This window comes from Liquorilactobacillus mali KCTC 3596 = DSM 20444 (assembly GCF_000260415.1).
GTDB classification, from domain to species: Bacteria; Bacillota; Bacilli; order Lactobacillales; family Lactobacillaceae; genus Liquorilactobacillus; species Liquorilactobacillus mali.
In genome coordinates this window covers 151,579-174,857 of the sequence record NZ_BACP01000026.1, presented here as the reverse complement: position 1 = coordinate 174,857, position 23,279 = coordinate 151,579, and the positions used below count along the sequence as shown (strand labels likewise).

The following is a 23,279-nucleotide window of genomic DNA, read 5'->3' as shown; positions in this document are numbered from 1 at the left end:
ATGAGATTTACTGAAATAATACGACCTTCAACTCGTAGAGATTCAGAATCTATATTGAAATGATGGTGAGAATATTATGAAGGATAACAGCCAGACTCGTGTCGTTGTGGGCATGAGTGGTGGAGTCGACTCGTCAGTTGTTGCTTATTTATTAAAACAACAAGGATATGATGTGGTTGGTGTCTTCATGAAAAACTGGGATGATACGAATGACAGTGGAGTTTGTACTGCAACAGAGGATTACGAAGATGTTGCAAAAGTTGCAAATAAGATTGGTATTCCGTATTATTCTGTGAACTTTGAAAAAGAATATTGGGATGGTGTGTTCAAATATTTCTTGGATGAATATAAGAATGGCAGGACACCTAATCCAGATGTGATGTGTAACAAGGAAGTTAAGTTCAAGGCATTTTTGGATTATGCGATGAAACTTGATGCTGATTATATTGCGATGGGTCATTATGCTCAAATTAGACGTGATGCAGATGGATACGTTCATTTGTTGCGTGGGACAGATTCTAATAAAGACCAAACATACTTTTTGAGCCAGCTTTCACAAGAACAATTAGACAAGGCAATGTTTCCCATCGGTAATCTCGAAAAACCTGAAGTTAGAAGAATTGCTGAAGAAGCTGGACTCGCTACTGCTAAGAAAAAAGATTCAACTGGCGTATGTTTTATTGGAGAACGAAATTTTAGCAAGTTTTTAAATGAATTTTTACCTGCGAAATCAGGAAAAATGAAGACGTTTGATGGTGAGATAAAAGGAGACCATTATGGCTTGATGAACTATACGATTGGTCAGCGAAAAGGTTTAGGAATCGGTGGCGATGGTCAGAGCAACGAACCATGGTTTGTCGTAGGGAAGGATTTATCTACCAACACGCTGTATGTCGGCCAAGGTTATCATAATGAGCATCTTTACGCTGATAGTCTTGATGGCAGCAAGATTAGCTTTATAGCTCCCATTGAGGATCGCGGATTAGAATTTCACTGTACTGCTAAGTTTAGATATCGACAAAAAGATACTGGTGTAACAGTTTTTCTGAATGAAGATTATTCAAAAGTACGAGTTGAATTCGATGAACCTGTTCGTGCAATCACACCCGGCCAAGAAGTTGTATTTTATGATGGTGATGAGTGTCTTGGCAGTGCAACAATTGATCGTGCATATCAAAAGGAAAAAGTATTGCAGTATGTATAAATTTGAGTATGGAAACATGATGAGTTTTGAATGTGATAAGAGTTAAGAAACCTGTGTTAGATGAGGGTAATGACTTTTAAATTCCATTTGTAAAGACTAATGTGAAGTAGCTATTTTGCATTAGTCTTTTTTTTCGTAGTTAATTGAAACAAAGTATTGAAAAAATAATGATAATAATGCAAAAGAATGGCATAATTAAATGTGACACAAAAGGAGGTTGAACATGACCAAATTATTTTTTATTAGGCATGGGAAAACTATTTGGAATCTAGAAGGTAGATATCAGGGTGCAAAAGGTGACTCGGAGCTATTACCAGAAAGTTATACAGAAATAAAGATGTTGGCAGAGTACCTCAAAAATGAGCAATTTGAAAAAATATATTGTAGTCCGATCAAACGAGCGTTTGTAACAGCCTCCGAATTGGCAGCAGCTTTACCACAAAAATTAATGGTGCAAAAGGATGCTGCGTTAAGTGAATTTAATCTTGGCGAAATGGAAGGAATGTTGTTCACAGATGTTGCCAAAAAGTTTCCTAAGGAATTAGATGCTTTTCGAAATCATCCAGATTTGTACAACGCCAAAAATGTCGCAGGTGAAAGTTTTCCAGAATTATTTGCAAGAATGACGCCAATTATCAAGAAAATCTGCAAAAAATATCCAAATGGCAATGTAATTGTTGTTAGTCATGGTGCGGCGTTGTGTGCAGAGATAAGGCATTTGTTAGGTTATTCTCTTAAAGATCTGCGAAAAGCAGGAGGTTTATCCAATACAAGTACAACAGTACTGGAAACAAGCGATGCGATGAATTTTAGCTGTATAGAGTGGAATAGAACAGATTATTTGAATAAAAAGCTTGATCAAAGTGATACAGTGTAGTCTAAGGGAGTGAATTTATGAATAGAGAGCAGATGAATGCTAGGGCAGAAAAATTAGTTCAAAAGGCAATTCAGAAAATTGACGAGCATCCGAATGATGCTAGAGCTTATTATGAGTTAGGCGTATTACTAACAGAGTTTAAGGATTATGAACAAGCAGAACAATTATTATCAAGGGCGCTAGGTCTATTTAAGGATAAAGGTGACCTAGACTTGTTGAATTATGGTTTGGGGAATGTTCTATATAGTACAAACTATTTCCAGAAAGCAATTAATTATTTTAATGAGGTCAATGGACAGGAACTTAAGGATGAAGCAATCCTGATGATTGCACAATGTGAATATGCTTTGGGTAGTTATAAAAAATCGCTAGCGTATGCTCTTACGGTAAATGAAGATGGTAAGATCAAGGATATTGGTGCCAAAAAACTAATTGCTGATGATTTTTTTTCATTAGGTGATTTTCAAAATGCAAAGAAATATTTTGACTTGATTTTAGCAAAGGAGCCACATAATTTTGAGGTGAATTTTCAAAGAGGAATAATTACACTTGTTCTTGAAGGAAAAAAGGAAGCAGATAGATACTTTGAAGTTGCACAAAAACTTGACCATAAAGCTTTCGACAAAATGAAAGAGCAGATAATAGATATTCAGAAAACGATAATTGCAAAACAAAAGAAATAGAAAAGGAGAAACGGTAAGGTGAGTCAATTGGATTTACTAGATAGGAGTGATGAGACTGAAAAGTATATCATTGGCAGTGTGGATGCCATTTTTTTTGAGAGCCCAGAAACTTTTTACAAAGTAATCCAAGTTAAGATTGCGCAAACTAATTTAAACTGGAGTGAAAAAGAGATTGTCGCAACAGGTAGTTTTGCCGATATTAATGAGGGAGTCGAATATCATTTTGTAGGTAAATTAGTAACTCATCCGCGATATGGACAGCAATTTCAAGTTTTCAATTATCAAAATGAAATGCCTTCTAGCAAGTCGGGCTTAATTGCATATCTGTCGAGTGATACTTTTACTGGAATTGGCGAAAAAACAGCTACGAAGATTGTTGAGACCTTAGGGATGGATGCAATTGCACAGATTATTGCTGATGAAAAAAAGGTAAAGAAATTGGGTCTCAGCAAAAAGCAGCAAGAAACTTTAATTGAGAATTTAAGAGCTAATAATGGAACTCAGCAAATTATTGTTGAACTCAATGGTTTTGGCTTTGGAAGTCAAATGGCAGCGGCAATCTATAACCGATATCGTGAAAAAACAGTTGAAATCATCCATGAGGATCCATATCGTTTGGCACGAGAAATTCCCGGAATTGGGTTTAAACGTGCTGATCAAATTGCAGAAAAAATTGGCTTGGCAGCAGATACGCCACAGAGAATTAAGGCAGGGCTTCTTCAAGGAATATATGATATTTGCCAAGAAAAGGGTAATACATATACAAACGCCGAGCAGTTACTCAATCAAACAATGGTTTTATTAAGCAATAGTCGCAGAGTTGAACTTTCCCCAGAACTACTTGCAGATCAGCTTTTGGAATTGGCAAATGATGGTGTGGTAGTGGGGGAAGAAAACAGAATTTACTTAAGAAAATACTATGAATCTGAATGGAGAATTGCCGAGCGAATTAAAGAGATTAAGGAAACAAAAATTAATGTTGGCAGTAATTTTGATGATGATTTTAAACACTTAATAGCAAAAGTTGAGGAACAACTTGGAATAAAGTATGGAGTTGATCAGATTGAAGCTATCAAAGAAGCACTCCAATCTAAAGTTTACTTGCTGACTGGTGGTCCAGGTACTGGAAAAACAACAATCATCAACGGGATAGTTGCAATTTACGCCGCGTTAAAGGATATTTCACTAGACATTAATGAATACAAAAATGAGCAATTTCCAATTTTACTGGCTGCACCAACGGGCAGGGCATCTAAGAGAATGAACGAGACAACTGGTCTACCTGCCAGTACGATTCATCGATTGTTGGGACTAGGTAGTGGCGATGAAGATGACAGTGAACATAATCAATTAGAGGGAAGTCTGTTGATTGTTGATGAAATGTCCATGGTTGATACTGGTTTATTTGATATTTTAATGGATGCTATACCCAAGAATATGCAGGTTATTCTTGTCGGAGATAAAGATCAACTGCCATCGGTTGGGCCTGGTCAAGTTTTTGCAGATTTGTTGGCAAGTCCTGATTTACCCAAGATTGAATTGAAGGCAATCTATCGGCAAGAAAATGAGTCTTCAATTATTACTTTAGCGCATGCAATTAAGGATGGAACTTTACCTGCCGACATAAAGGAAGGTAAAAGAGATCGCTCTTTTATTGAATGTAATTCTTATCAGATTGAAAATGTTGTTCGGCAAGTTGTCGAAAGGGCTAAGGCTAAAGGCTTTAAAACACGCGACTTTCAAGTGCTTGCGCCAATGTATCGAGGGCCTGCTGGAATTGATAAATTAAATGAAATGCTGCAAGAAATTTTGAATCCACATATTACAGGGAAAAAACAAGTTGAGTTTAATAAACAATATTTCAGAATTGGCGACAAGGTTCTACATCTTGTAAATGCACCTGAAAATAATATCTTTAACGGCGATCTTGGTGAAATTGTAGGAATTGTTACTAGTAAGGAAAGCAAGGATCATCAAGAGTCCTTGATAATTGATTTTGATGATAATGAAGTTGAGTTTAAGCGCAAAGATTGGATAAAAATTCGGTTAGCATATTGTATATCAATTCATAAAGCCCAGGGCAGTGAGTTTAAAATGGTTATTCTACCAATGGTTCAGCAGTATACTAGAATGCTTAATCGTAATCTTTTGTATACGGCAGTTACACGGGCAAGAGACTTTTTAATCTTATTAGGCGAACCTTCTGCTTATATAAGCAGCGTTAATCGGGTTGCCGTTAATCGGGAAACGACGCTGATTCAACGTCTAATGGCCGTTTTTAATCCATCACCGGCTGACAACGTTGAAAAGGCAGATAATATTTCAGAAAAAAAGGGAACTTATGAATCTGATACTATTTTAACAACAGACCTAATAAATAGTGGAAAGATTGATCCAATGATTGGAATGGGTGAAATTACACCGTCATCTTTTTAAAAGATATAACAAAAATAAGAAGACCTAACTTAAATTGGCAAGTTAGTCTTCTTATTTTTTATTCTTATTCAGAAATTATTATTCTTTTCAGAAAGAGAAACACTGTCAACATCAAACCAAAAAGGGTAGGTAAATGATTTGAGATGAGCATCATAGAACTTGTTAATAAGCTGCCTGCTATCGATCTGACTAAATTCAAGCGAATTTATTACTAGGTGAATTTGTTTTTGTTCAAAGGTATGAATGAAAGGTATCTTTGAAGAAAGATTAAATTTCTTAGCAGGAAGGATAAACCAGTAAGAAAGTGGGTTCAAGCTGGTAATAATTTCAAGCTGAAGATTATTGGCCTCCTTGGTTTTTTCGTTGTCTAAAAAAGGATGATTTTTGATGCAAATCGAAAAAGAATTTTTAAAGAAATTATACTTTTGTGAGAGCCTCGTAGTGACAGAAAAAGCCTCTTGATTAATGAAAGCTTCCGTCATCGCACAGAATTCCGCAATAAGTGATAAATGATATTTGAAAAGCAGTTTGTAGAATTTTGAGCTTTTAATAAGACTAGTTACGTAAGCTCTAAAGCCAACAATGAGTTCATCAGTGAAAATTTGTTCATCAGTATTTAGTGAGTTTTCAACCGATCCTAGGTTATAAGAAATGGAGTGAACAGAATTTAAGATTTGTTTTAAAGCAATTAAGGGATTTGATGAAACTCCAATTTTATTTGCAAAATTATTTTTTTCATTAATCAAGATAAAAGCTATTGGAATTTGCTGTGCGCTAATTTTGCGTAGTTTTGTAAGAACCTCTAGAAAAAAAGTTGAACTTCCCACTGAAACTACAACGAGATTATTTTTGAGTTCTAATGCATCATTATTAAGCTCTTTTTTCAAAATGTATTCAACTTGCCGATCATTATGAATAGGTTCAGCTTTATAATTGACGGCTTGTTTTTGTAATTCGCTTTCCAAGGTGCCCCAAACACTGCTGGAATCACTTTTTAGAAAGTGGTTGTCAATGAAGAAAAAAAAGGTCTTCAAAGTAATCCTCCTTTCTATTTCTATTTTTACTTTCCCCAAATATTATAACTGCTGAAAGGGTACTTCCGTTCAGTTTTTATCATTTTTTATAAAAATAATAAAGTTCGATATTGAGCAAATACCGGAAGTTTATTCAAGACTAGTAAAAAGGCTGCCACAAAACAATTGTTTTGTCACAGCCCTCAGTTGATACAAAAATAACAACTATACAAATACAAGCATTGGTATAATCATTGGATAGCGTTCGGTTTGTTCAAACAAGAAACCTCTTAAGTCTTCAATGATTGCGTCTTTCAACATTGATTCATTCAAATTTGGTTTACCAAGATTTTTGCGAATAACATGGAAGAGACGCTTTCGACCTCGCTCTATTAATTCACCAGATTCACGCATGTATATGAATCCACGAGATAACAAATCAGGTCCAGCAAGAATTTCTTTCTTTGAAAGGTCAATAGTTGCAACAACAATCACTAATCCTTCTTCAGAAAGGACTTTGCGATCACGTAAGACAACATTGCCAATATCACCAACACCTGAGCCATCAACGTAGACATCACTTGCATTGAAGTGTCCAGCCATTCGAGCCGAATCTTTCGTGAGTGCTAAAACATCACCATTTTCCATAATGAAAGAATGATCAAGTGGGACATCACATTTTTCAGCAAGACCCGTATGAATCTTTAACATCCGATACTCACCATGAACAGGAACAAAGTATTTTGGTTTCATTAACCGCAACATTAGTTTTTGTTCCTCTTGTCCACCATGTCCAGAAGCATGAATATTATTTACTTTACCATGAATAACTTCAGCTCCTGCTTCTTCTAATTCGTTGATGACATGATTAACGCTCAATGTGTTTCCTGGAATGGGCGAACTTGAAAAAATAACAGTATCTCCTGGTTGGATCGCAACTTGCCTATGTGTACCATTGGCAATACGACTCAATGCTGCCATCGGTTCACCCTGAGAACCTGTGCAAAGAATCATGACCTTATTTGCAGGTAAACTATTAATCTCACGTGAATCAACCAAGGCATCATCAGGAATGTCAAGATAGCCCAACTCTCGACCATTAACAATTGCGGCTTCCATACTTCTTCCAAAAACAGCAATTTTACGTCCCCTCGCAACCGCGGCTTCAGCAGCCTGTTGGACACGTGAAATATTAGAGGCAAAAGTTGCAAAAATGATACGACCCTCGACCTTTTCAAAAATATGTCTAATTGACTTGCCGACCCAGCGTTCGGACTTGGTAAAGTTAGGAATTTCGGCATTTGTACTATCAGATAATAAGCACAAAACACCATCACTGCCCAGTTTTGCCATTCGTTGCAAATTAGGTGGCTGATTTGTTACAGGTGTCAAATCGAATTTATAATCACCAGTAACAACGACCGTCCCACTAGGCGTCTTAACGGCTATCCCTAATGTGTCTGGAATAGAGTGAGTAGTTCTAAAAAAAGAAACACTCGTTTTGCGGAACTTCAGTACTGTGTCTTCATCAATCTCATGCAACTCGGTGGTTCTTAACAATCCATGTTCTTCGAGTTTTCCTTTGATGAGTGCAAGTGCTAAAGGACCAGCATAAATGGGTACATTAATTTGTTTTAGTAAGTAAGGAATACCGCCGATATGGTCTTCATGACCATGCGTAATAACAAGAGCTTTAATCTTTTGCTGGTTGGCAACAAGATATTGATAATCAGGTATAACATAATCGATACCCAATAATTCATCCTCTGGGAACTTTATCCCAGCATCGACAACAATAATCTCATCTTGAAACTGAACACCGTAAGTATTCTTTCCAATTTCCCCTAAACCACCAACAGCAAAGACTGCAGTCTCGTTGTTTTTGACATTAGGCTTCTTCATTATTATTAAACTCCGTTATTTTAAAATCGGGACTCTGTTGTTCATATTCGAGAGCTTTGGGGCTCAGCTCTTCAAGGTATTCGATATTATAGTTAGTCTGCTCTTCCACTGTACTTCTAGCAATAACTTCAGAAGCAGCTTCAACATAAAGTGATCGAGTATTTTCACGACGTGGATTATTCTTTGTAGTTGGTTGGTAAAATACTTTGTAAATCATAAAATAGTAACTCCTTAAATATATTAAATTCTGTTGTTCCTACCTTTAGCAGGACACAACAGGGTATAACTCTAATTGTAATTCCGAACATGGATTGTATACACAATAATTGTATCTATTTTAGCATAGACTCGACTATAAGTATATAAAGTAGACTTTAACTTTTGAAATTAAAACAAAGCTATTAAATGATATTTTTAATGTACGTGTTATAATTATTTCGAAAGTCGGGGTGAAATAATTGTTACACATAACAACCTGGATACTAGTGGGAATTGTTGTTTTATTTAGTGTATTGATAATTATTCGAAGTATTAAAAAAAATAAGAATGCTAAATTGCAGCAAGCAAACAAAAATATAACAGATAAGGCCTTTGCAGAGAGCCTTGAGCAACTCGGCCTCAAGAAAAATGAAATTAAATTAGAAATTAATACTTCTAGGCTTTCAGATGTCTGGGGCAGTGGAGTAATGGCCTATGAATACGAGGTTGATGTTAATCATAGGATCATTGATGATGAGTTTCGAGAAGAGCTTTCGTTACGCATGCAAGAATACGCAAAAGAGCACGGTCTGAATAGGCATGATGATTTTCCAGTTTTTGTTGTTTCTGATTTATGGCAAGAAGATAACATTTTACGGGTTGATATTACTTATGCAGTAAATGAAAAAACAGTTAATTATTTGCGTGATATTCATAGAGTAGACTAAAAAATAACTATGAAAAATAATAAAAAGCCACCATATTTTTGCCATGATCACTGTCACAAACAGTGGAAGCATTTAATTATGGTGGCTTTACTGATTTATTGTAAATAAAGTATAATCACTTAATTAACCAATTAAGATGGTTGAAGGGTCTGTTTTAAATGGATTTTCCTTATTGATATGATCATAAAAAAGGATCCCATTAAGATGGTCAATTTCGTGTTGGCATACAATTGCAACATAATCACGTAATTTTTCAACATGCTTATTTCCATCTAAATCGTACCAACGCAAAGTGATGCGATCGTGTCTTGGAACATATCCAGGTATTTCCCGATCGACTGAGAGGCATCCTTCCCCTTCTGAAAGTGCGGCCATTCTTACTGACTCGCTCAAAATAGTTGGATTAACTAGTATGTGCTTGAATAGTGGAGCATTATTTTCATCAGGAACAAGGACCGCTGTCATACGAAGAGAAACATCAACTTGAGGAGCAGCTAAGCCGACCCCAGCACGTAACTTGTATTTTTCAGCAATTTCCGGATTTTGACTATTTTCGAGAAACTCCATCATTTTTCCGGCAAGTTCCTTTGTTTCTGTACTCATAGGGAAAGTAACAGCTTTTGCACGTGCACGCAAAGTTGGGTTACCATCACGAATAATATTTTCCATGGTTATCAAAATAAAAGCCTCCGTTTTTTTCTAATCAAACTTCATTATAGCTTATTTGAAACTGATTATGAAATACTTTTTGCCAAAAGTTGTGTATATATTTTTTTAAGTTCGCTGTATGTGTATAATGTAGAAAGAAAGTAATTTATGGAAGGATATATCTATTATGCAAATACCAAATAATTTTGCTTACCCTTTGTTACCTGAGTGGAGTACGGATGAGATCATTGTAGCGACTGATTTTTATCAAGCAGTTGAACAGCTCTATACCGACAAGATCGAGCGCAAAGAATTTTTAAGAAAATATCATGCGTATCAAAAAGCTGTTCCTATGAAAATGGATCAGAAAAAAATTGATCGCGAATTTGTTGACGAAACTGGAATGAGCATTTATAAAGCTGCCAAATTTGTGCGAAGTAGTGATAAAAAAATTTTACATTTTGATAATACTGCTAGATAGGAGGTTTTAATGTGGGGAAATCACTCGAATATCTGGATATAGCAGTTAAGGGCTGGATGCATGATGCTCGGATCAAAATGCTTGCAGCTCTCGATGAAGATTTGGATGTGTGGACTAAAAGTGGGAGAAATGATTTAGTTACTAATATAGATAAGGAAATTGAGAAATTTTATATTGAAAATATTCGTTTGCTTTACCCTGATGCCAATATTATAGGTGAAGAATCTTTTACGAAAGCTGATTTGAATGTGGATGGGCTGACATGGTTTGTCGACCCAATTGATGGAACAATGAATTTTGTCAAACAACACAGTCATTTTGCCAGTATGATAGCCGTTTATGAAAACGGCAAGGGAATTAGGGGATACATTTATGACGTCATAGAGGATAAATTATATTGGGGTGGTCCTGATATTGGTGTATTTTGTAATGATGTAAGAATGAAGGAACCTAGTAACGACACTTTAAGGAATGGCCTAATTGGAATAGGAGCACCATACCTTATTCATAACTTTTGCAATCTCCAAGTCGTTGCTTTAGCAAGCAGCGGAACACGGATGTATGGGAGCGCTGGAATTCAAATTATTCACGTGATTGAAGGAAAATGTGTGGGGTACGTATCTTATTTAAGACCGTGGGATTTTGCAGCTGGTAAGATTTTGGCAGAGGTCCTTGGATTAAGTGTAAAAATGATTGACGGGGCACCCTTAAATATGCTAGTATCTAGTGATGTACTAGTAGCTACAAAGAATGCTCAAAGGGACATAGCAAAGCTTATTAAAAAAAGTTAGCTGGTCGTGGGCTGTGACTAAGGTCACAGTTTTTTTATGCTAAACAATGAAAATCAATTTTAGGTATTTTCATCTAGTTTTAGTTTGGAAATGAGAGCGAAAGTTTAGTAAAATAGAGATATAAATTTGAAGGGAAGAAATAAATTTGAAAACACGTGATGATATCCGTAACGTTGCTATTATTGCCCATGTTGACCATGGTAAAACTACTTTGGTTAATGAGCTATTGAAGCAATCGGATACTTTAGATGAACATACTGAGATTGATGATCGTGCTCTTGATTCAAACGCAATTGAAAAGGAACGTGGAATCACAATCCTTTCCAAGAACACGGCTGTTAAGTTTAAGGGCAAACAAATTAATATTTTAGATACACCAGGACATGCTGATTTTGGTGGTGAAGTTGAACGTATCATGAAGATGGTCGACGGTGTATTATTGATTGTTGATGCATTTGAAGGAACGATGCCACAGACACGTTTTGTTTTGAAAAAGGCATTGGAGCAACATTTAACACCAATCGTTGTTATTAACAAGATTGATCGTCCCGGTGCTCGTCCCGAAGAGGTTGTTGATGAAGTCTTAGATTTATTTATTGAATTGGGTGCTGAAGAAGATCAGCTAGAATTCCCAGTTATCTATGCTTCTGCAGTTAATGGGACATCTTCATTGAACTCTGATGTAGCAACACAGGAACATACGATGGATCCAATTTTCAATGCGATTATAAAAACAATTCCTGCTCCAATTGATAATTCTGATGAACCATTACAATTTCAAGTTTCAATGCTTGACTATAATGAATTTGTTGGTCGTATTGGAATTGGCCGTGTATTCCGTGGAAAGATCAAGGTTGGTGATCAAGTTACTGTTTTGAAACTTGATGGTTCGAAGAAGAATTTCCGTGTCACTAAACTCTTTGGTTTCTTTGGATTAAAGCGTTTGGAAATTGAGGATGCCAAAGCAGGGGACTTAATTGCAATTTCTGGTATGGAAGACATTTTCGTTGGTGAGACAGTATGTCCGGTAGATGCACCTGAAGCATTGCCTGTTTTACGTATTGATCCACCTACTTTGCAGATGACATTCAGAACTAATGATTCTCCATTTGTTGGTAATGAAGGAACTTCAGTTACTGCCCGCAAGTTGGAAGATCGTCTTAAGGTGCAGTTGCATACTGATGTTTCTCTGCGTGTTGAAGATACTGATTCACCAGATGCTTGGGTCGTTTCAGGTCGTGGGGAACTTCATCTTTCGATTTTAATCGAGACATTGCGTCGCGAAGGATTTGAACTCGCTGTTTCAAGACCACAAGTTATTTATCGTGACTTCGATGGTCAAACATGTGAACCATATGAAAATGTTATCATTGATACACCTGATGAATATTCTGGTGCAGTCATTGATTCATTGGCACAACGTAAGGGCGAGATGGTCAACATGGAAACAAATTCCAATGGGCAGACTCGTCTGACATTCTCTGCACCTACTCGTGGATTGATTGGATATGACTCACAATTTCTTTCAATGACACGTGGTTATGGTATTTTCAACCATACATTCTCAGAGTATAAGCCAGTTATTCGTAACTGGGAACCTGGACGCCGTAATGGTGCTTTGGTATCAATTAATCGCGGCAAGGTTACAACATATGCTGTCATGGGTGTTGAAGATCGTGGAACAATTTTTGTTGATCCAGGAACTGAGATTTATGAAGGAATGATTGTTGGCTCAAGTTCGCGTGAGCGTGATATTTCCGTTAATGTTACAAAGGGTAAGAACATGACTAATGTTCGTTCTTCTAATAAGGATCAGACTGCTTCAATTAAGAAACCAACGCATTTTACGCTGGAAGAGTCGCTTGAATTCTTAAATGAAGATGAATTGTTAGAGATTACTCCAGAAAATATTCGTTTACGTAAAAGAATTCTTGATACAAATGCCCGTGAAAAGGCTGCAAAACAAAAGAAGATTGCTAGTCGCAAAGATTAGTTAAAGAAAAAGTAGTGCGATATGAGTCGGTAAATTTGAGTACTAATCTGAAGTTACAGGCATGACAAGTATTTTGCCATGAGTGCTTCGGTTAGACAAAGAATTTTGATTTATGGAGCGCACTCATCTGGGTAAATAGAGGCTAGGTCAAAAGTTAACTTTTGACCTAGTTTTTTGTTAAATAAAAAGTGAAAAATTCTAATTACAAATGTTGCAAGAATTGAAAAAGTTTCTTTTTATTTTATATATGATAAGAAAAAAACAATAGAGTTCGTAAAATGAAGCAAATAATGATCTTTTTGATATAAATTGATTGAAAAATCCGAATTTTGGTTACATAATAAACTACGAAGCCAAATATTAATTCAACACTTAGTTTCAACGGTATATTTCAAGAGAAAATCTATTATGCTATAATTACCGTATATTTGGAAAGGGGGCAGTAACATTGCAGGAATTTGTGTCAAGACAAGAGATGTTGGAAATTCTGCAAGCTGATTCTGAGAAAATCCGGGTGTTACTAGACAAACAGCGAAATTTATTGTGCTTGTCTCAGTGCCCTGCTTTTGAAGAAGTCGCAGATACACAACTATTTGGTTTTTCAAAAGAAGTTCATTTGGCAGAGCGCTGTGGTTTGATAACCATGAATGAAGCTCAGCAAATGATTCAGGACTTAGAACATCTGCTTTCAAGTATTTATGTTTCAGTGGGAGAGGATGAGTAGTTTCTGATTGTCATGAGAAAATTTAGAGATAAGATGAGGTATTTTGATTTTTATTTATTTGTACCTTACATAATTTTGTGTTGTATTGGTGCAGTTATGGTGTATTCTGCCAGTTCAATAAACCTCTCATATGCTGGTGCGGCAACCAATACGTACCTAATGAAACAATTACTTTACGTTGTGATGGGATTATTTTGTATTTTTTTTCAATGATGATTCCAACGTATAAATTAGCTCATCGCAACTTTATAATAATTGGCTTTTTTGTGATGGTAGTTCTGTTGTTATATGCAAAGTTTTTTACCACTGCAGTAAATGGGGCTAATGGTTGGATTAATTTGAAATTATTTAGCTTTCAACCAACGGAACTTTGTAAGTTGTATCTAGTTCTTTTTATGGCACAACTTGTTTCTAATCGTGAACGTTCAATGGATACTTTGAACAGTAAACCTAATCGAAAACCGTTTTTATTAGTGCTGATATTATTAATTCTTGTTTTAGTGGAACCTGATTTAGGTGGTTTTTCAATCAATGCATTCATTGTATTGTTGATGTACTTTGCTGGAGGAAAAAATTATCGCAGATCGCTTTTTTGCTTATCAGGAATACTGGGCGCTATAATTATAGCGGTCCAACTCCTGCGTTTCTGGAATCCTGCTCCCTTGAAGGGAACAAGGTTTGAGTACATGTATGGTAGATTAACAGCATTTTATAATCCCTTTAAAGTCTCATCGACAACTGGTCAGCAATTGATCAACTCATATTATGCGATAAGTAACGGTGGCCTGTTTGGGGTTGGACTCGGTAATAGTGTTCAAAAAAGAGGATATTTGCCTGAACCGTATACAGATTTTATTATAGCAATTATTAGTGAGGAACTTGGAGCAGTTGGTGTTATGGTTGTTTTGCTTCTAATTACTTGGATTATCTTACGGATTTTTCTAATTGGGATTAGAGCAGACAGCCCATATGAGACGATGATTTGTTACGGTGTTGGAACATTTATGGGAATTGAAACTTTATTCAATGTTGGGGCTGTTAATGGACTGTTGCCAATTACGGGTGTTACTTTCCCATTCGTGTCTTATGGGGGTTCAAGTATGATTGTTTTATCACTTGCACTAGGAATAGTAATAAATATTTCGATTAATCAAAAGCGTAATCGAAAAGAAAAGATTTGATTTATTAATAGCTTATCAGCGTTTTTGTGATTTGGGAGATTCATTATTCAATTCAAGAAAGTGGGATTCTAATGAAAAAAATATTAATTGCAAACCGTGGCGAAATTGCAATTCGGATAATTCGTGCATGCCAAGAACTTAAGGTAAAGACTGTTGCTGTATATGCCAAAGAGGATGAATTTTCTGTTCATCGATTTAAAGCAGACGAAGCTTATCAAATAGGCGAAGGTAAAAAACCGATTGAGGCCTATCTTGATATGGATGATATTATTAGAGTTGCAAAAGAAACTGGGGCAGATGCGATTCATCCTGGTTATGGTTTCCTAGCTGAAAATGAAGTTTTTGCACAAAAATGTGAAGAGGCAGGGATAATTTTCATTGGACCAACTAAAGAGCAGCTATCAATTTTTGGAGATAAGGTCAAAGCTAAAAAGGCTGCACACGATGCTGGGTTACAGACAATTCCTGGGAGTGATGGACCTGTCTATAGCTTGGAAGAGGTTCAAAAATTCACTAAACAGCATGGCTATCCTATTATGGTTAAAGCTGCGTTAGGCGGTGGCGGCCGTGGAATGAGAATTATCAATAATGAATCAGAAATCAAAGAAAGTTTTAACAGAGCGCAGAGTGAGGCTAAGCAATCATTCGGTGATGAAGAGCTGTATATTGAAAAGTATTTAAAGAATCCTAAACATATTGAAGTTCAAATTCTGGCTGATCAACACGGTAATGTTGTTCATTTATTTGAACGTGACTGTTCAGTTCAGAGAAGACATCAAAAGGTTATCGAAGTGGCACCAAGTTCACTAAGTAACGAGCGCAGATTAGAAATTTGTGCAGCAGCTGTTTCTTTGATGAAGAGTGTTCATTATCAAAACGCAGGAACTGTTGAATTTTTGGTTACCGACACTGATTTTTATTTTATTGAAGTTAATCCGCGTGTCCAAGTTGAACATACAATTACTGAAATGATTACAGGTATCGATATTGTTCAGTCACAGATTTTAATTGCGGCAGGAGCAGATTTATTTGATGACTTAGAGATTCCAAGACAAGATAAATTAAATTTTCATGGTCATGCTATCCAGTGTCGTGTAACAACTGAAGATCCTGAAAATAATTTTATGCCTGATACAGGTAAGATTGAAACTTACCGTTCACCAGGTGGCTTTGGGGTGCGCCTAGATGGTGGTAATGCTTATGCGGGTGCTGTAATTAGTCCTTATTTTGACTCTTTATTGGTTAAGGCTTGTGTTCAAGCACGGACATTTAAGGGAGCAGTTTTGAAGATGAATCGTGTACTCGATGAGTTTAGAATTAGGGGTATCAAGACAAATATTCCTTTCATGCGCAATGTTATCAATCATCCTGATTTTATTTCTGGAAAGGCACATACGACATTCATTGATTCAACTCCAGAATTGTTCCACTTGACTCATCCTAAGAATACACCAAATCAGTTATTGAAATATATTGGCGATATTACTGTTAATGGTTTCCCAGGTGCAGAAAGACATGAAAAAATTTTTGTTCCTAAAATTCGGCTTGTAGATGATTTTCATGTTTCTAAGGAACATGAAAATGCAAAGAGTATGCTAGATAGTAAGGGTGCAGTTGCAGCGATGGATTGGGTAAGGCAGCAAAAAAAATTATTGTTGACTGATACTTCTATGCGAGATGCACATCAAAGCCTCTTCGCAACTAGGATGCGAACAAAAGATATGTTGCCAGTTGCTAAGGCATTTGATAATGCACTACCTAATGTATTTTCCGCGGAAGTCTGGGGAGGAGCAACTTTTGATGTTGCCTATCGCTTCTTGGATGAAGATCCGTGGAAGAGACTGAAAAAGATTCGTAAGGCTATGCCACATACTTTATTACAAATGTTGTTTAGGGGTTCCAATGCTGTTGGCTACAAGAATTATTCGGACAATGTTTTACAGCACTTTATCAAGAAGAGTGCAGTGGATGGTGTTGATGTTTTCCGTATTTTTGATAGTCTAAACTGGGTAACACAAATGGAAAAGAGTATCCAATTTGTGCGTGATACTGGTAAAATAGCTGAAGGAACGATGTGTTACACTGGCGATGTGTTGAATCCTGCTGAGCACAAGTATGACTTGCAGTATTATCGGACATTGGCAAAAGATCTAGTTTCTGCAGGTTCACAGATAATTGGTATCAAGGATATGGCTGGATTACTTAAGCCACAAGCTGCATATGAATTGATCTCAATATTAAAAGAAGACCTGAATGTTCCAATACACCTACATACACATGATACAACTGGAAATGGCGTTGCAACATATTTACAAGCTGCGCGCGCAGGGGTTGATATTGTGGATGTTGCTGCGAGTGCACTGTCAGGGACAACTAGTCAACCAAGCATGAGTAGTTTATACTATGCGTTATCGGGGAATGAGCGACAACCTGACTTGAATATTGAAAATGTCGAAAAAATTAATCGTTATTGGCTAGGTGTTAAGCCTTTTTATCAGGATTTCATGAATGGAATTACCGCACCGCAAACTGATATTTATGAAACAGAGATGCCTGGTGGTCAATATTCGAATTTACAACAACAAGCAAAAGCTCTGGGAATTAGAGATTTTGAGGAAGTCAAGAAAACTTATAAAGAAGTCAATGACTTGCTAGGTGATATTGTAAAAGTAACGCCAAGTTCAAAAGTAGTTGGCGATTTTGCGATTTTTATGATTCAAAACAAATTAGATTCAAAAAATATTTTTGAACGAGGGAAGACCTTGGATTTCCCAGAATCTGTTGTTAATTTCTTTGCCGGTGATTTAGGACAACCTGTCGGTGGTTTCCCAGAAGAATTGCAAAAAATTGTCTTAAAGGATCGCAAACCAATCACAGTTCGTCCTGGTAGCTTGGCTAAACCAATTGATTTTGCAGAGAAGAATACCGAACTAAGGACAAAATTAAAGCATTTACCTACTGAAGAAGAGTTGTTGAGCTACTTATTGTACCCAGATGTGTTTGTTGATTATGCAAAAGCTCTAGAGAACTTTGGAGACTTATCATCACTTGATACAACAACGTTCTATCAAGGAATGCGCACGGAAGAAACAGTTCATATTGAGCGCGGCAAAGGCCAGACTTTAATCGTTAAGCTAGCTTCAATCGGTGAAGCAGATGAAGATGGTAAGCGAATCCTATACTTTGTGGTAAACGGTCAGGATCAGCAAATTGTGATCAAGGATAAGAGCAAGAAGGGCAAAGTCAAAAAAATATTGAAGGCTGAGCCAACTAATCCAAAGCATATTGGAGCGACCCTTAGCGGCTCCGTTTTGAGTGTACTAGTTTCAAAAGGACAAATTGTCAAAAAAGGTGATCCATTAATCGTGACTGAAGCAATGAAGATGGAGACGACCATTAAGGCACCTTCAGACGGTAAAATAACGCATATTTATGTTAAGGCTGGAGATATTTTAGAGACGCAGGATTTGTTGATTGAAATTGAACCTATAAAAAGCTAAAAGATGAGAATAAAACTAATTCTGAGAACGATTAGAAATTTCATACTAATATTACTTTTTTCCTTGGTTATTTTGTACTGCAGTGCGATTTATAGCGATAGAAATGCTAAAGATACACAGCAAAATAGTACTGAAAAGGTACAAAAAACAAATTCACGGTTGACTACGCCCAAAATCACGCGTATCAAAACACAGGGATTTGCAAGTTACATTGGAATGGGAAGCAACAAGTTTGAAGAAAAATTTGGTCAACCGGAAGCCACTATGGATAGTGCAATAAATGTAAAATGGTTACTCTATAACCTGGATTCGTCTAATTACTTGAAAGTTGGAATTGATCAGTATACACAAAAGGTGTGTTCAATAGTCGTAGTAGGTAATATAGCAAATAACAATTCAAAACTAGAGGTCGGGATGACTTTTAAGCAGCTTCTGCAACTGTCAACTCTATATGCAAATTTTGAAGTTTCATATCGTGAGGAAAACTTTCAGTTCGAATTATCAGAAAATGACTTGAATAATCATCCATTGATTGGTTTTGCAAATGGGAGCTATGTAATACCATATTTACAGCCTAATTCTAAAAAAGTGATGGCTTTAGAATTCTTGGATACAGGGATGCTGCTAAAGAAAAATATATATCAGATTGTTTCGCGGACACCGATTCCTTCACAGTATCAAGGGGAAACTAATTGGAACCAATTGGATATTATGGTTCCTTATGACTTGATGCAGGTAATTAATGCTAAAAGACGAATATTAGCAAATACAGTACTACCTGTTGGTGACCCGCTGACGCAGAGTGCTCAAAGTATAATTGATTCGTTAGAAAAGAATCCGAAACGTTATCTTAAAACGAGTTACGCCAATTTATTAGAAGATATTACAAGTGGTGATGTCGGTCGAAATCGCTTCTTAAGCTTGAATCAGAGTGACTTTTCGAAAAAATTGTATCAGGATGTTGGTTTAAATGCTAAGAACGTTGAAGTATATGCCATTCTTCCATTCTATAGTTCAACAACTTTTTTTGAAAATACGAAATTGCAGCAAGATGTTTGGTATAGCTTGGTCGACTCGAAGACTAAGAAGATTGGTATTGCCTACGATCAAGGTTTACTTGTGATAATCATTAACAAAGGTGGGAACTAATGAGTTTAGAATTGAATGAACGACAAGGAGTAATAGTTTACTTATATCACTTGAAAAATAGTAGACAATTACGTAGATTTGGAACTATCCACTATGTTTCAAGAAAAATGAAGTATGTAGTCTTATATACTGATAGAATTAAAGTTTCAGAAACTGTTGAAAAACTGTCAGGAATGCGTTATGTGAAAAAAGTAATGGTTTCACCCTTGCCTGATGTTGAAATAAGTTTTGCGGATACTGTTGGAAAAATGTATAAGCTGACTGATGAAGACCGTGAAAAATATAAGAATAATAAAGAGTGAGATTATGAGAGTTATAGCTGGTAATTATGGTGGAAGAAGATTAAGGGCAGTACCTGGTATGAAGACAAGGCCGACAACTGATAAGGTCAAGGAATCAATGTTCAACATAATCGGGCCATACTTTGAAGGCGGGGTAGGACTTGATTTATTTGCTGGAAGCGGTGGACTAAGTATTGAAGCTGTTTCAAGAGGACTTGGGCATGCATATTTGGTAGATCGTCAGTATCAAGCAATTAAAACGATTAATGAAAATATTGCGGTTACCAAGGAAGCAGAAAAATTTACGGTTTTTAAGAATGATGCAGAGAGAGTGCTAACGAAATTGCATGCAGAAGGAATTACTGTAGATTATCTTTTTTTAGATCCACCTTATAAACAACAAAAAATCTTGTCATTGCTAACTAAAATTGTTGACCTGCAATTGCTTAACAAGGATGCGGTAGTGGTTTGTGAAACTGATCAAATTGCGCAATTACCGGATAATATTCCAAACTTTGAGTTAACCAGACGAGCCGATTATGGAATTACAGAAGTTATAGTTTACCGATACAGGGGTGAATAAGTTATGAAGGCTATATTTCCTGGAAGCTTTGATCCAATTACGTGTGGACATATTGATTTAATAAAGAGAGCTTCTTTGATATTTGACGAAATTGTGGTGTTAGTGATGACTAATACTAGTAAATCTGGACTTTTTTCAAGTGCAGAAAGAGTAGCGTTGATAAAAAATGAGATTCAGGACATTGCTAATGTTACTGCTGAAGCGCGTGAGAATGTATTAACTGTTCAAGCGGCCAAGGATTTAGAAGCACAAGTAATTTTGAGAGGTCTTAGAAGTAGTCGTGACTTTTTGTATGAAACAGACATTGCTGCGATTAATAAGAAATTGAATCCAACGTTAGAAACACTTTTTTTACCCACCAATAATGAGTATGGGCATATTTCTTCCAGCCTAATTAAAGAGGTTGCAAAATTTGATGGTAATTTGGATGGATTGGTTCCTCCAAATGTTCAAGCAGCACTGAAGGATAAACTTGTATGAAGAAAATAAAAATCTATGTTTTAACATCCTTGGGAATTATTATTTTAGCTTTCATCTGTTTCTTTCCTTTGCCGATTTATTTAGAAACAGTTGGAAAAGCTGTTAATGTAGCTGATTATGTCAGGGTCAGTGGAAAATCAGATAAGACAAAAGGAAAGCTGATGTTGACGTACGTTAGTTTGGGACGCGCTACGCCTGTGCTTTATTTGGCAAGTTATCTGGATAAGTATACGTCACGTGTTTCAGAGAATGAGATATCTGGAAATGAGACTAATTCCGAATTTGATAGAATTCAGTCGTATTATATGAGTGATGCGGTAAATCAGGCCAAAGCAGTGTCTTTGCGTTTAACACATAAGGCATATAGGCAGGAATATTTGGGAATATATGTCATGTCTGTTCTGAAAAATTCAACTTTTAAGAATAAACTTGAAGTTGGTGACACAATTACTGCTGTAAACAATAAAAGTTTTAAAAACACTGCTGGGTTTATGAATTATGTACGTTCGCAGAAAAAAGGGGCCCCGATTGAAATTACCTATCTGAGAAATGGGAAACAAAGAAGGGCAACTGGAAAAACTGTTAAATTAGCTGGAACCAATAGAAGTGGGATTGGTATTTCGCTTGCTGAAAGAACACGAATTGTTAGTTCCACAAAAATAAAAACCAATATGGATGGGATAGGCGGTCCATCTGCTGGACTGATGTTAGCACTTCAAATGTATTCACAGCTGTCCAAAACGAATCTGAAATTGGGACGCAACATCGCTGGAACTGGTACGATTTCAAGTGATGGTAAGGTAGGCGACATAGGCGGTATTGACAAAAAGGTAGTTGCGGCTAATCGTGCAGGTGCTAAAATATTTTTTGCACCAGATAATCCAGTTTCTGCAGCTGAAAAAAAAGCTGATCCACAAGCAATGTCAAATTATCTGGAAGCTAAAAAAACGGTTGATAAATTTGACTTGAGTATTAAAGTTGTTCCTGTTAAAACGATTACAGATGCAATTTCTTATTTGAAGGAAAGTAATTAACGTAAGAGGAGGCCCTTTTTGAGTATCTTAAGTTATATTTTAGTTATTTTCGTAGCTGTTGAGGCAATTTTTATAATGATACTAGAGATGTTTGCAGTACAGAGTAAAGTGGCACAAAAAGCATTTAATTTAGCACCGGAATATTTAAGACAAAAAGAAGCAAAAATAGCCATGGCTAATCAAGGACTATATAACGGGTTTATTGGAGTGGGAATTTTTGTGATATTATTTATCTTTCCCAATAATGCAATTTTTTATGGCTTGTTACTCTTTGTCGGCTTTGTTGTTGTCGCAGCAATATATGGTGCATTAACTGTAAATCCTAAAATTATTTTGTCACAAGGATTGCCTGCAATTTTGGCAATTTTGGCGTTATTATTTACTTAAGGTAACCTTTTTAGAAATCAAATCTATGCAGTAGTTACATTTTTACACAATCAAAAAGAGAATATGGTATAAGTCGATAAAATGTTAGTAATAATGTAAAATTACGAATTTAGTGAGTATTCTGCTATGAGCGATTCGAGATTAGACGGAATTTTTTGTTTTTGAACAGGTTTGTATGTAAATAAATAGGGGAGCTAGGTTAAAATTTAATTTTTAACTTGGCTCTTTTTTTATTATTTTTTGTCAAAAATAATCTTCTAACGTAGTTAATAGTATGGAGGGAGGACATGTGGATAGACTTTATGAATTATGGTTTGAAAATAGAAAATTATGCATTATAGTATTTCTGGTTTTTTTAGGATTGGGCGGTGTGTTTATCATATACACTTTAAAGGGTGATTCATCACAAGACAATGAATTATTCAATCTTTCAACAAGCAGTAGTGATACATTAATATCAGTTAGTTCAAATGCTGCAGTTAGCTCGAATTTAAAGAGTACAGCAGGAATCTCGGTGGATATTAAAGGTGCGGTGAAGTATCCGGGTGTTTATTCTTTAAAGAATGGTGCGCGTGTAAATGAAGTTGTTAAAAAAGCTGGTGGTTTGCTTGAAAATGCGGATAATAATCAGGTAAATCTAGCACTGATTTTACAAGATCAAATTGTTGTTTACATCCCATTTGAAGGTGAATTTTCTAATTCATTGACAACAACCATACAAAGTAGCGGAGACAGTATGACTAGTACAACCAATGCGACCAATGCTGTTCAATCCACTAGTGAAGCAGAAACACAAAAATATGATATTAATCAGGTTACAAAGGAAGAACTGGAAACAATTCCAGGAATAGGAGATAAAAAAGCAGAGCAGATTCTTGCTTACAGAACAGAACATGGAAGAATTAATCAACTTGATGAATTAAAGGATATCTCAGGTGTTGGAGATAAGACGTTTGAAAAATTCCAGATGTATCTCGAAGTGACCCAATAATAATAACAGTATTGC

At 36.1% G+C, this 23,279-nt stretch carries 22 protein-coding genes; 18 read left to right on the top strand and 4 right to left on the bottom strand.

Features of this window, described 5'->3' with window-relative positions; genetic code table 11:
• Positions 1-76 precede the first annotated feature (76 nt).
• The 4 genes from mnmA (at position 77) to recD2 (ending at position 5,200) form a co-directional block, all read left to right on the top strand.
• Entirely contained in the window at positions 77-1,204 is a 1,128-nt protein-coding gene (gene mnmA, locus GSM_RS04540; protein ID WP_003690368.1) for a tRNA 2-thiouridine(34) synthase MnmA, read from the top strand.
• A gap of 223 nt (positions 1,205-1,427) precedes the next feature.
• Positions 1,428-2,081 (top strand): histidine phosphatase family protein, encoded by a 654-nt coding sequence (locus tag GSM_RS04535; RefSeq protein WP_003690370.1) that lies wholly within the window; start codon positions 1,428-1,430, stop codon positions 2,079-2,081.
• 17 nt (positions 2,082-2,098) lie between these two features.
• The gene (locus tag GSM_RS04530) at positions 2,099-2,764 is read left to right on the top strand and encodes a tetratricopeptide repeat protein (protein WP_003690372.1); all 666 of its coding nucleotides are present in this window, start codon (positions 2,099-2,101) and stop codon (positions 2,762-2,764) included.
• Positions 2,765-2,782: 18 nt separating this feature from the next.
• Positions 2,783-5,200 carry an SF1B family DNA helicase RecD2 gene (recD2, locus tag GSM_RS04525; protein ID WP_003690374.1) on the top strand — a complete coding sequence of 806 codons (2,418 nt, stop codon included), beginning with the start codon at positions 2,783-2,785 and terminating at the stop codon, positions 5,198-5,200.
• Between the two features lie 68 nt (positions 5,201-5,268).
• Here recD2 and GSM_RS04520 read toward each other — a convergent pair whose 3' ends face one another.
• The 3 genes from GSM_RS04520 to GSM_RS04510 all read right to left on the bottom strand — a co-directional run bounded on the left by GSM_RS04520 (position 5,269) and on the right by GSM_RS04510 (position 8,332).
• Positions 5,269-6,234: a hypothetical protein gene (locus GSM_RS04520; protein WP_003690376.1), complete on the bottom strand. Its 966-nt coding sequence runs from the start codon at positions 6,232-6,234 to the stop codon at positions 5,269-5,271.
• A gap of 204 nt (positions 6,235-6,438) precedes the next feature.
• A complete protein-coding gene (gene rnjA, locus GSM_RS04515; protein WP_010077848.1) occupies positions 6,439-8,115 on the bottom strand; it encodes a ribonuclease J1 in 1,677 nt (558 codons plus the stop codon).
• Entirely contained in the window at positions 8,102-8,332 is a 231-nt protein-coding gene (locus tag GSM_RS04510; RefSeq protein WP_003690388.1) for a DNA-directed RNA polymerase subunit epsilon, read from the bottom strand. The genes rnjA and GSM_RS04510 overlap by 14 nt, the downstream gene beginning before the upstream one ends.
• Before the next feature lie 241 nt (positions 8,333-8,573).
• Here GSM_RS04510 and GSM_RS04505 point away from each other — a divergent pair, with 241 nt between their 5' ends.
• Positions 8,574-9,041 carry a hypothetical protein gene (locus tag GSM_RS04505; protein WP_003690390.1) on the top strand — a complete coding sequence of 156 codons (468 nt, stop codon included), beginning with the start codon at positions 8,574-8,576 and terminating at the stop codon, positions 9,039-9,041.
• A gap of 123 nt (positions 9,042-9,164) precedes the next feature.
• Here GSM_RS04505 and def read toward each other — a convergent pair whose 3' ends face one another.
• Complete coding sequence (def, locus tag GSM_RS04500) at positions 9,165-9,719, bottom strand: peptide deformylase (RefSeq protein WP_003690392.1); 555 nt, start codon at positions 9,717-9,719, stop codon at positions 9,165-9,167.
• Between the two features lie 157 nt (positions 9,720-9,876).
• On the opposite strand from def, the gene GSM_RS04495 reads away from it, so the two are divergent.
• The 13 genes from GSM_RS04495 (at position 9,877) to GSM_RS04435 (ending at position 23,264) form a co-directional block, all read left to right on the top strand.
• Positions 9,877-10,170 carry a UPF0223 family protein gene (locus GSM_RS04495; RefSeq protein WP_003690394.1) on the top strand — a complete coding sequence of 98 codons (294 nt, stop codon included), beginning with the start codon at positions 9,877-9,879 and terminating at the stop codon, positions 10,168-10,170.
• 11 nt (positions 10,171-10,181) lie between these two features.
• Positions 10,182-10,961, top strand: a complete 780-nt coding sequence (locus tag GSM_RS04490) for an inositol monophosphatase family protein (RefSeq protein ID WP_003690396.1) — start codon at positions 10,182-10,184, stop codon at positions 10,959-10,961.
• A 145-nt stretch (positions 10,962-11,106) separates the two neighbouring features.
• Positions 11,107-12,954: a translational GTPase TypA gene (gene typA / locus GSM_RS04485; RefSeq protein ID WP_003690398.1), complete on the top strand. Its 1,848-nt coding sequence runs from the start codon at positions 11,107-11,109 to the stop codon at positions 12,952-12,954.
• A 448-nt stretch (positions 12,955-13,402) separates the two neighbouring features.
• On the top strand, positions 13,403-13,678 hold the full coding sequence (locus GSM_RS04480) for a DUF1507 family protein (protein WP_003690400.1): 276 nt from the start codon (positions 13,403-13,405) through the stop codon (positions 13,676-13,678).
• Between the two features lie 194 nt (positions 13,679-13,872).
• On the top strand, positions 13,873-14,859 hold the full coding sequence (locus tag GSM_RS13990; protein ID WP_010077846.1) for an FtsW/RodA/SpoVE family cell cycle protein: 987 nt from the start codon (positions 13,873-13,875) through the stop codon (positions 14,857-14,859).
• Positions 14,860-14,930: 71 nt separating this feature from the next.
• Entirely contained in the window at positions 14,931-18,359 is a 3,429-nt protein-coding gene (locus GSM_RS04470) for a pyruvate carboxylase (RefSeq protein WP_003690403.1), read from the top strand.
• A 3-nt stretch (positions 18,360-18,362) separates the two neighbouring features.
• Complete coding sequence (locus GSM_RS04465; protein WP_010077845.1) at positions 18,363-19,508, top strand: CAP-associated domain-containing protein; 1,146 nt, start codon at positions 18,363-18,365, stop codon at positions 19,506-19,508.
• Positions 19,508-19,810 carry a YlbG family protein gene (locus GSM_RS04460; protein WP_003689825.1) on the top strand — a complete coding sequence of 101 codons (303 nt, stop codon included), beginning with the start codon at positions 19,508-19,510 and terminating at the stop codon, positions 19,808-19,810. Before GSM_RS04465 ends, GSM_RS04460 begins: the two co-directional genes overlap by 1 nt.
• A gap of 4 nt (positions 19,811-19,814) precedes the next feature.
• A complete protein-coding gene (gene rsmD / locus GSM_RS04455) occupies positions 19,815-20,372 on the top strand; it encodes a 16S rRNA (guanine(966)-N(2))-methyltransferase RsmD (protein WP_003689826.1) in 558 nt (185 codons plus the stop codon).
• Between the two features lie 3 nt (positions 20,373-20,375).
• The gene (coaD, locus tag GSM_RS04450; RefSeq protein ID WP_003689828.1) at positions 20,376-20,852 is read left to right on the top strand and encodes a pantetheine-phosphate adenylyltransferase; all 477 of its coding nucleotides are present in this window, start codon (positions 20,376-20,378) and stop codon (positions 20,850-20,852) included.
• A complete protein-coding gene (locus GSM_RS04445; protein ID WP_003689829.1) occupies positions 20,849-21,886 on the top strand; it encodes a SepM family pheromone-processing serine protease in 1,038 nt (345 codons plus the stop codon). The genes coaD and GSM_RS04445 overlap by 4 nt, the downstream gene beginning before the upstream one ends.
• A gap of 18 nt (positions 21,887-21,904) precedes the next feature.
• A complete protein-coding gene (locus tag GSM_RS04440; RefSeq protein ID WP_003689831.1) occupies positions 21,905-22,273 on the top strand; it encodes a DUF1304 domain-containing protein in 369 nt (122 codons plus the stop codon).
• A gap of 289 nt (positions 22,274-22,562) precedes the next feature.
• A complete protein-coding gene (locus tag GSM_RS04435; protein ID WP_003689833.1) occupies positions 22,563-23,264 on the top strand; it encodes a ComEA family DNA-binding protein in 702 nt (233 codons plus the stop codon).
• The last annotated feature ends 15 nt before the right edge of the window (positions 23,265-23,279 follow it).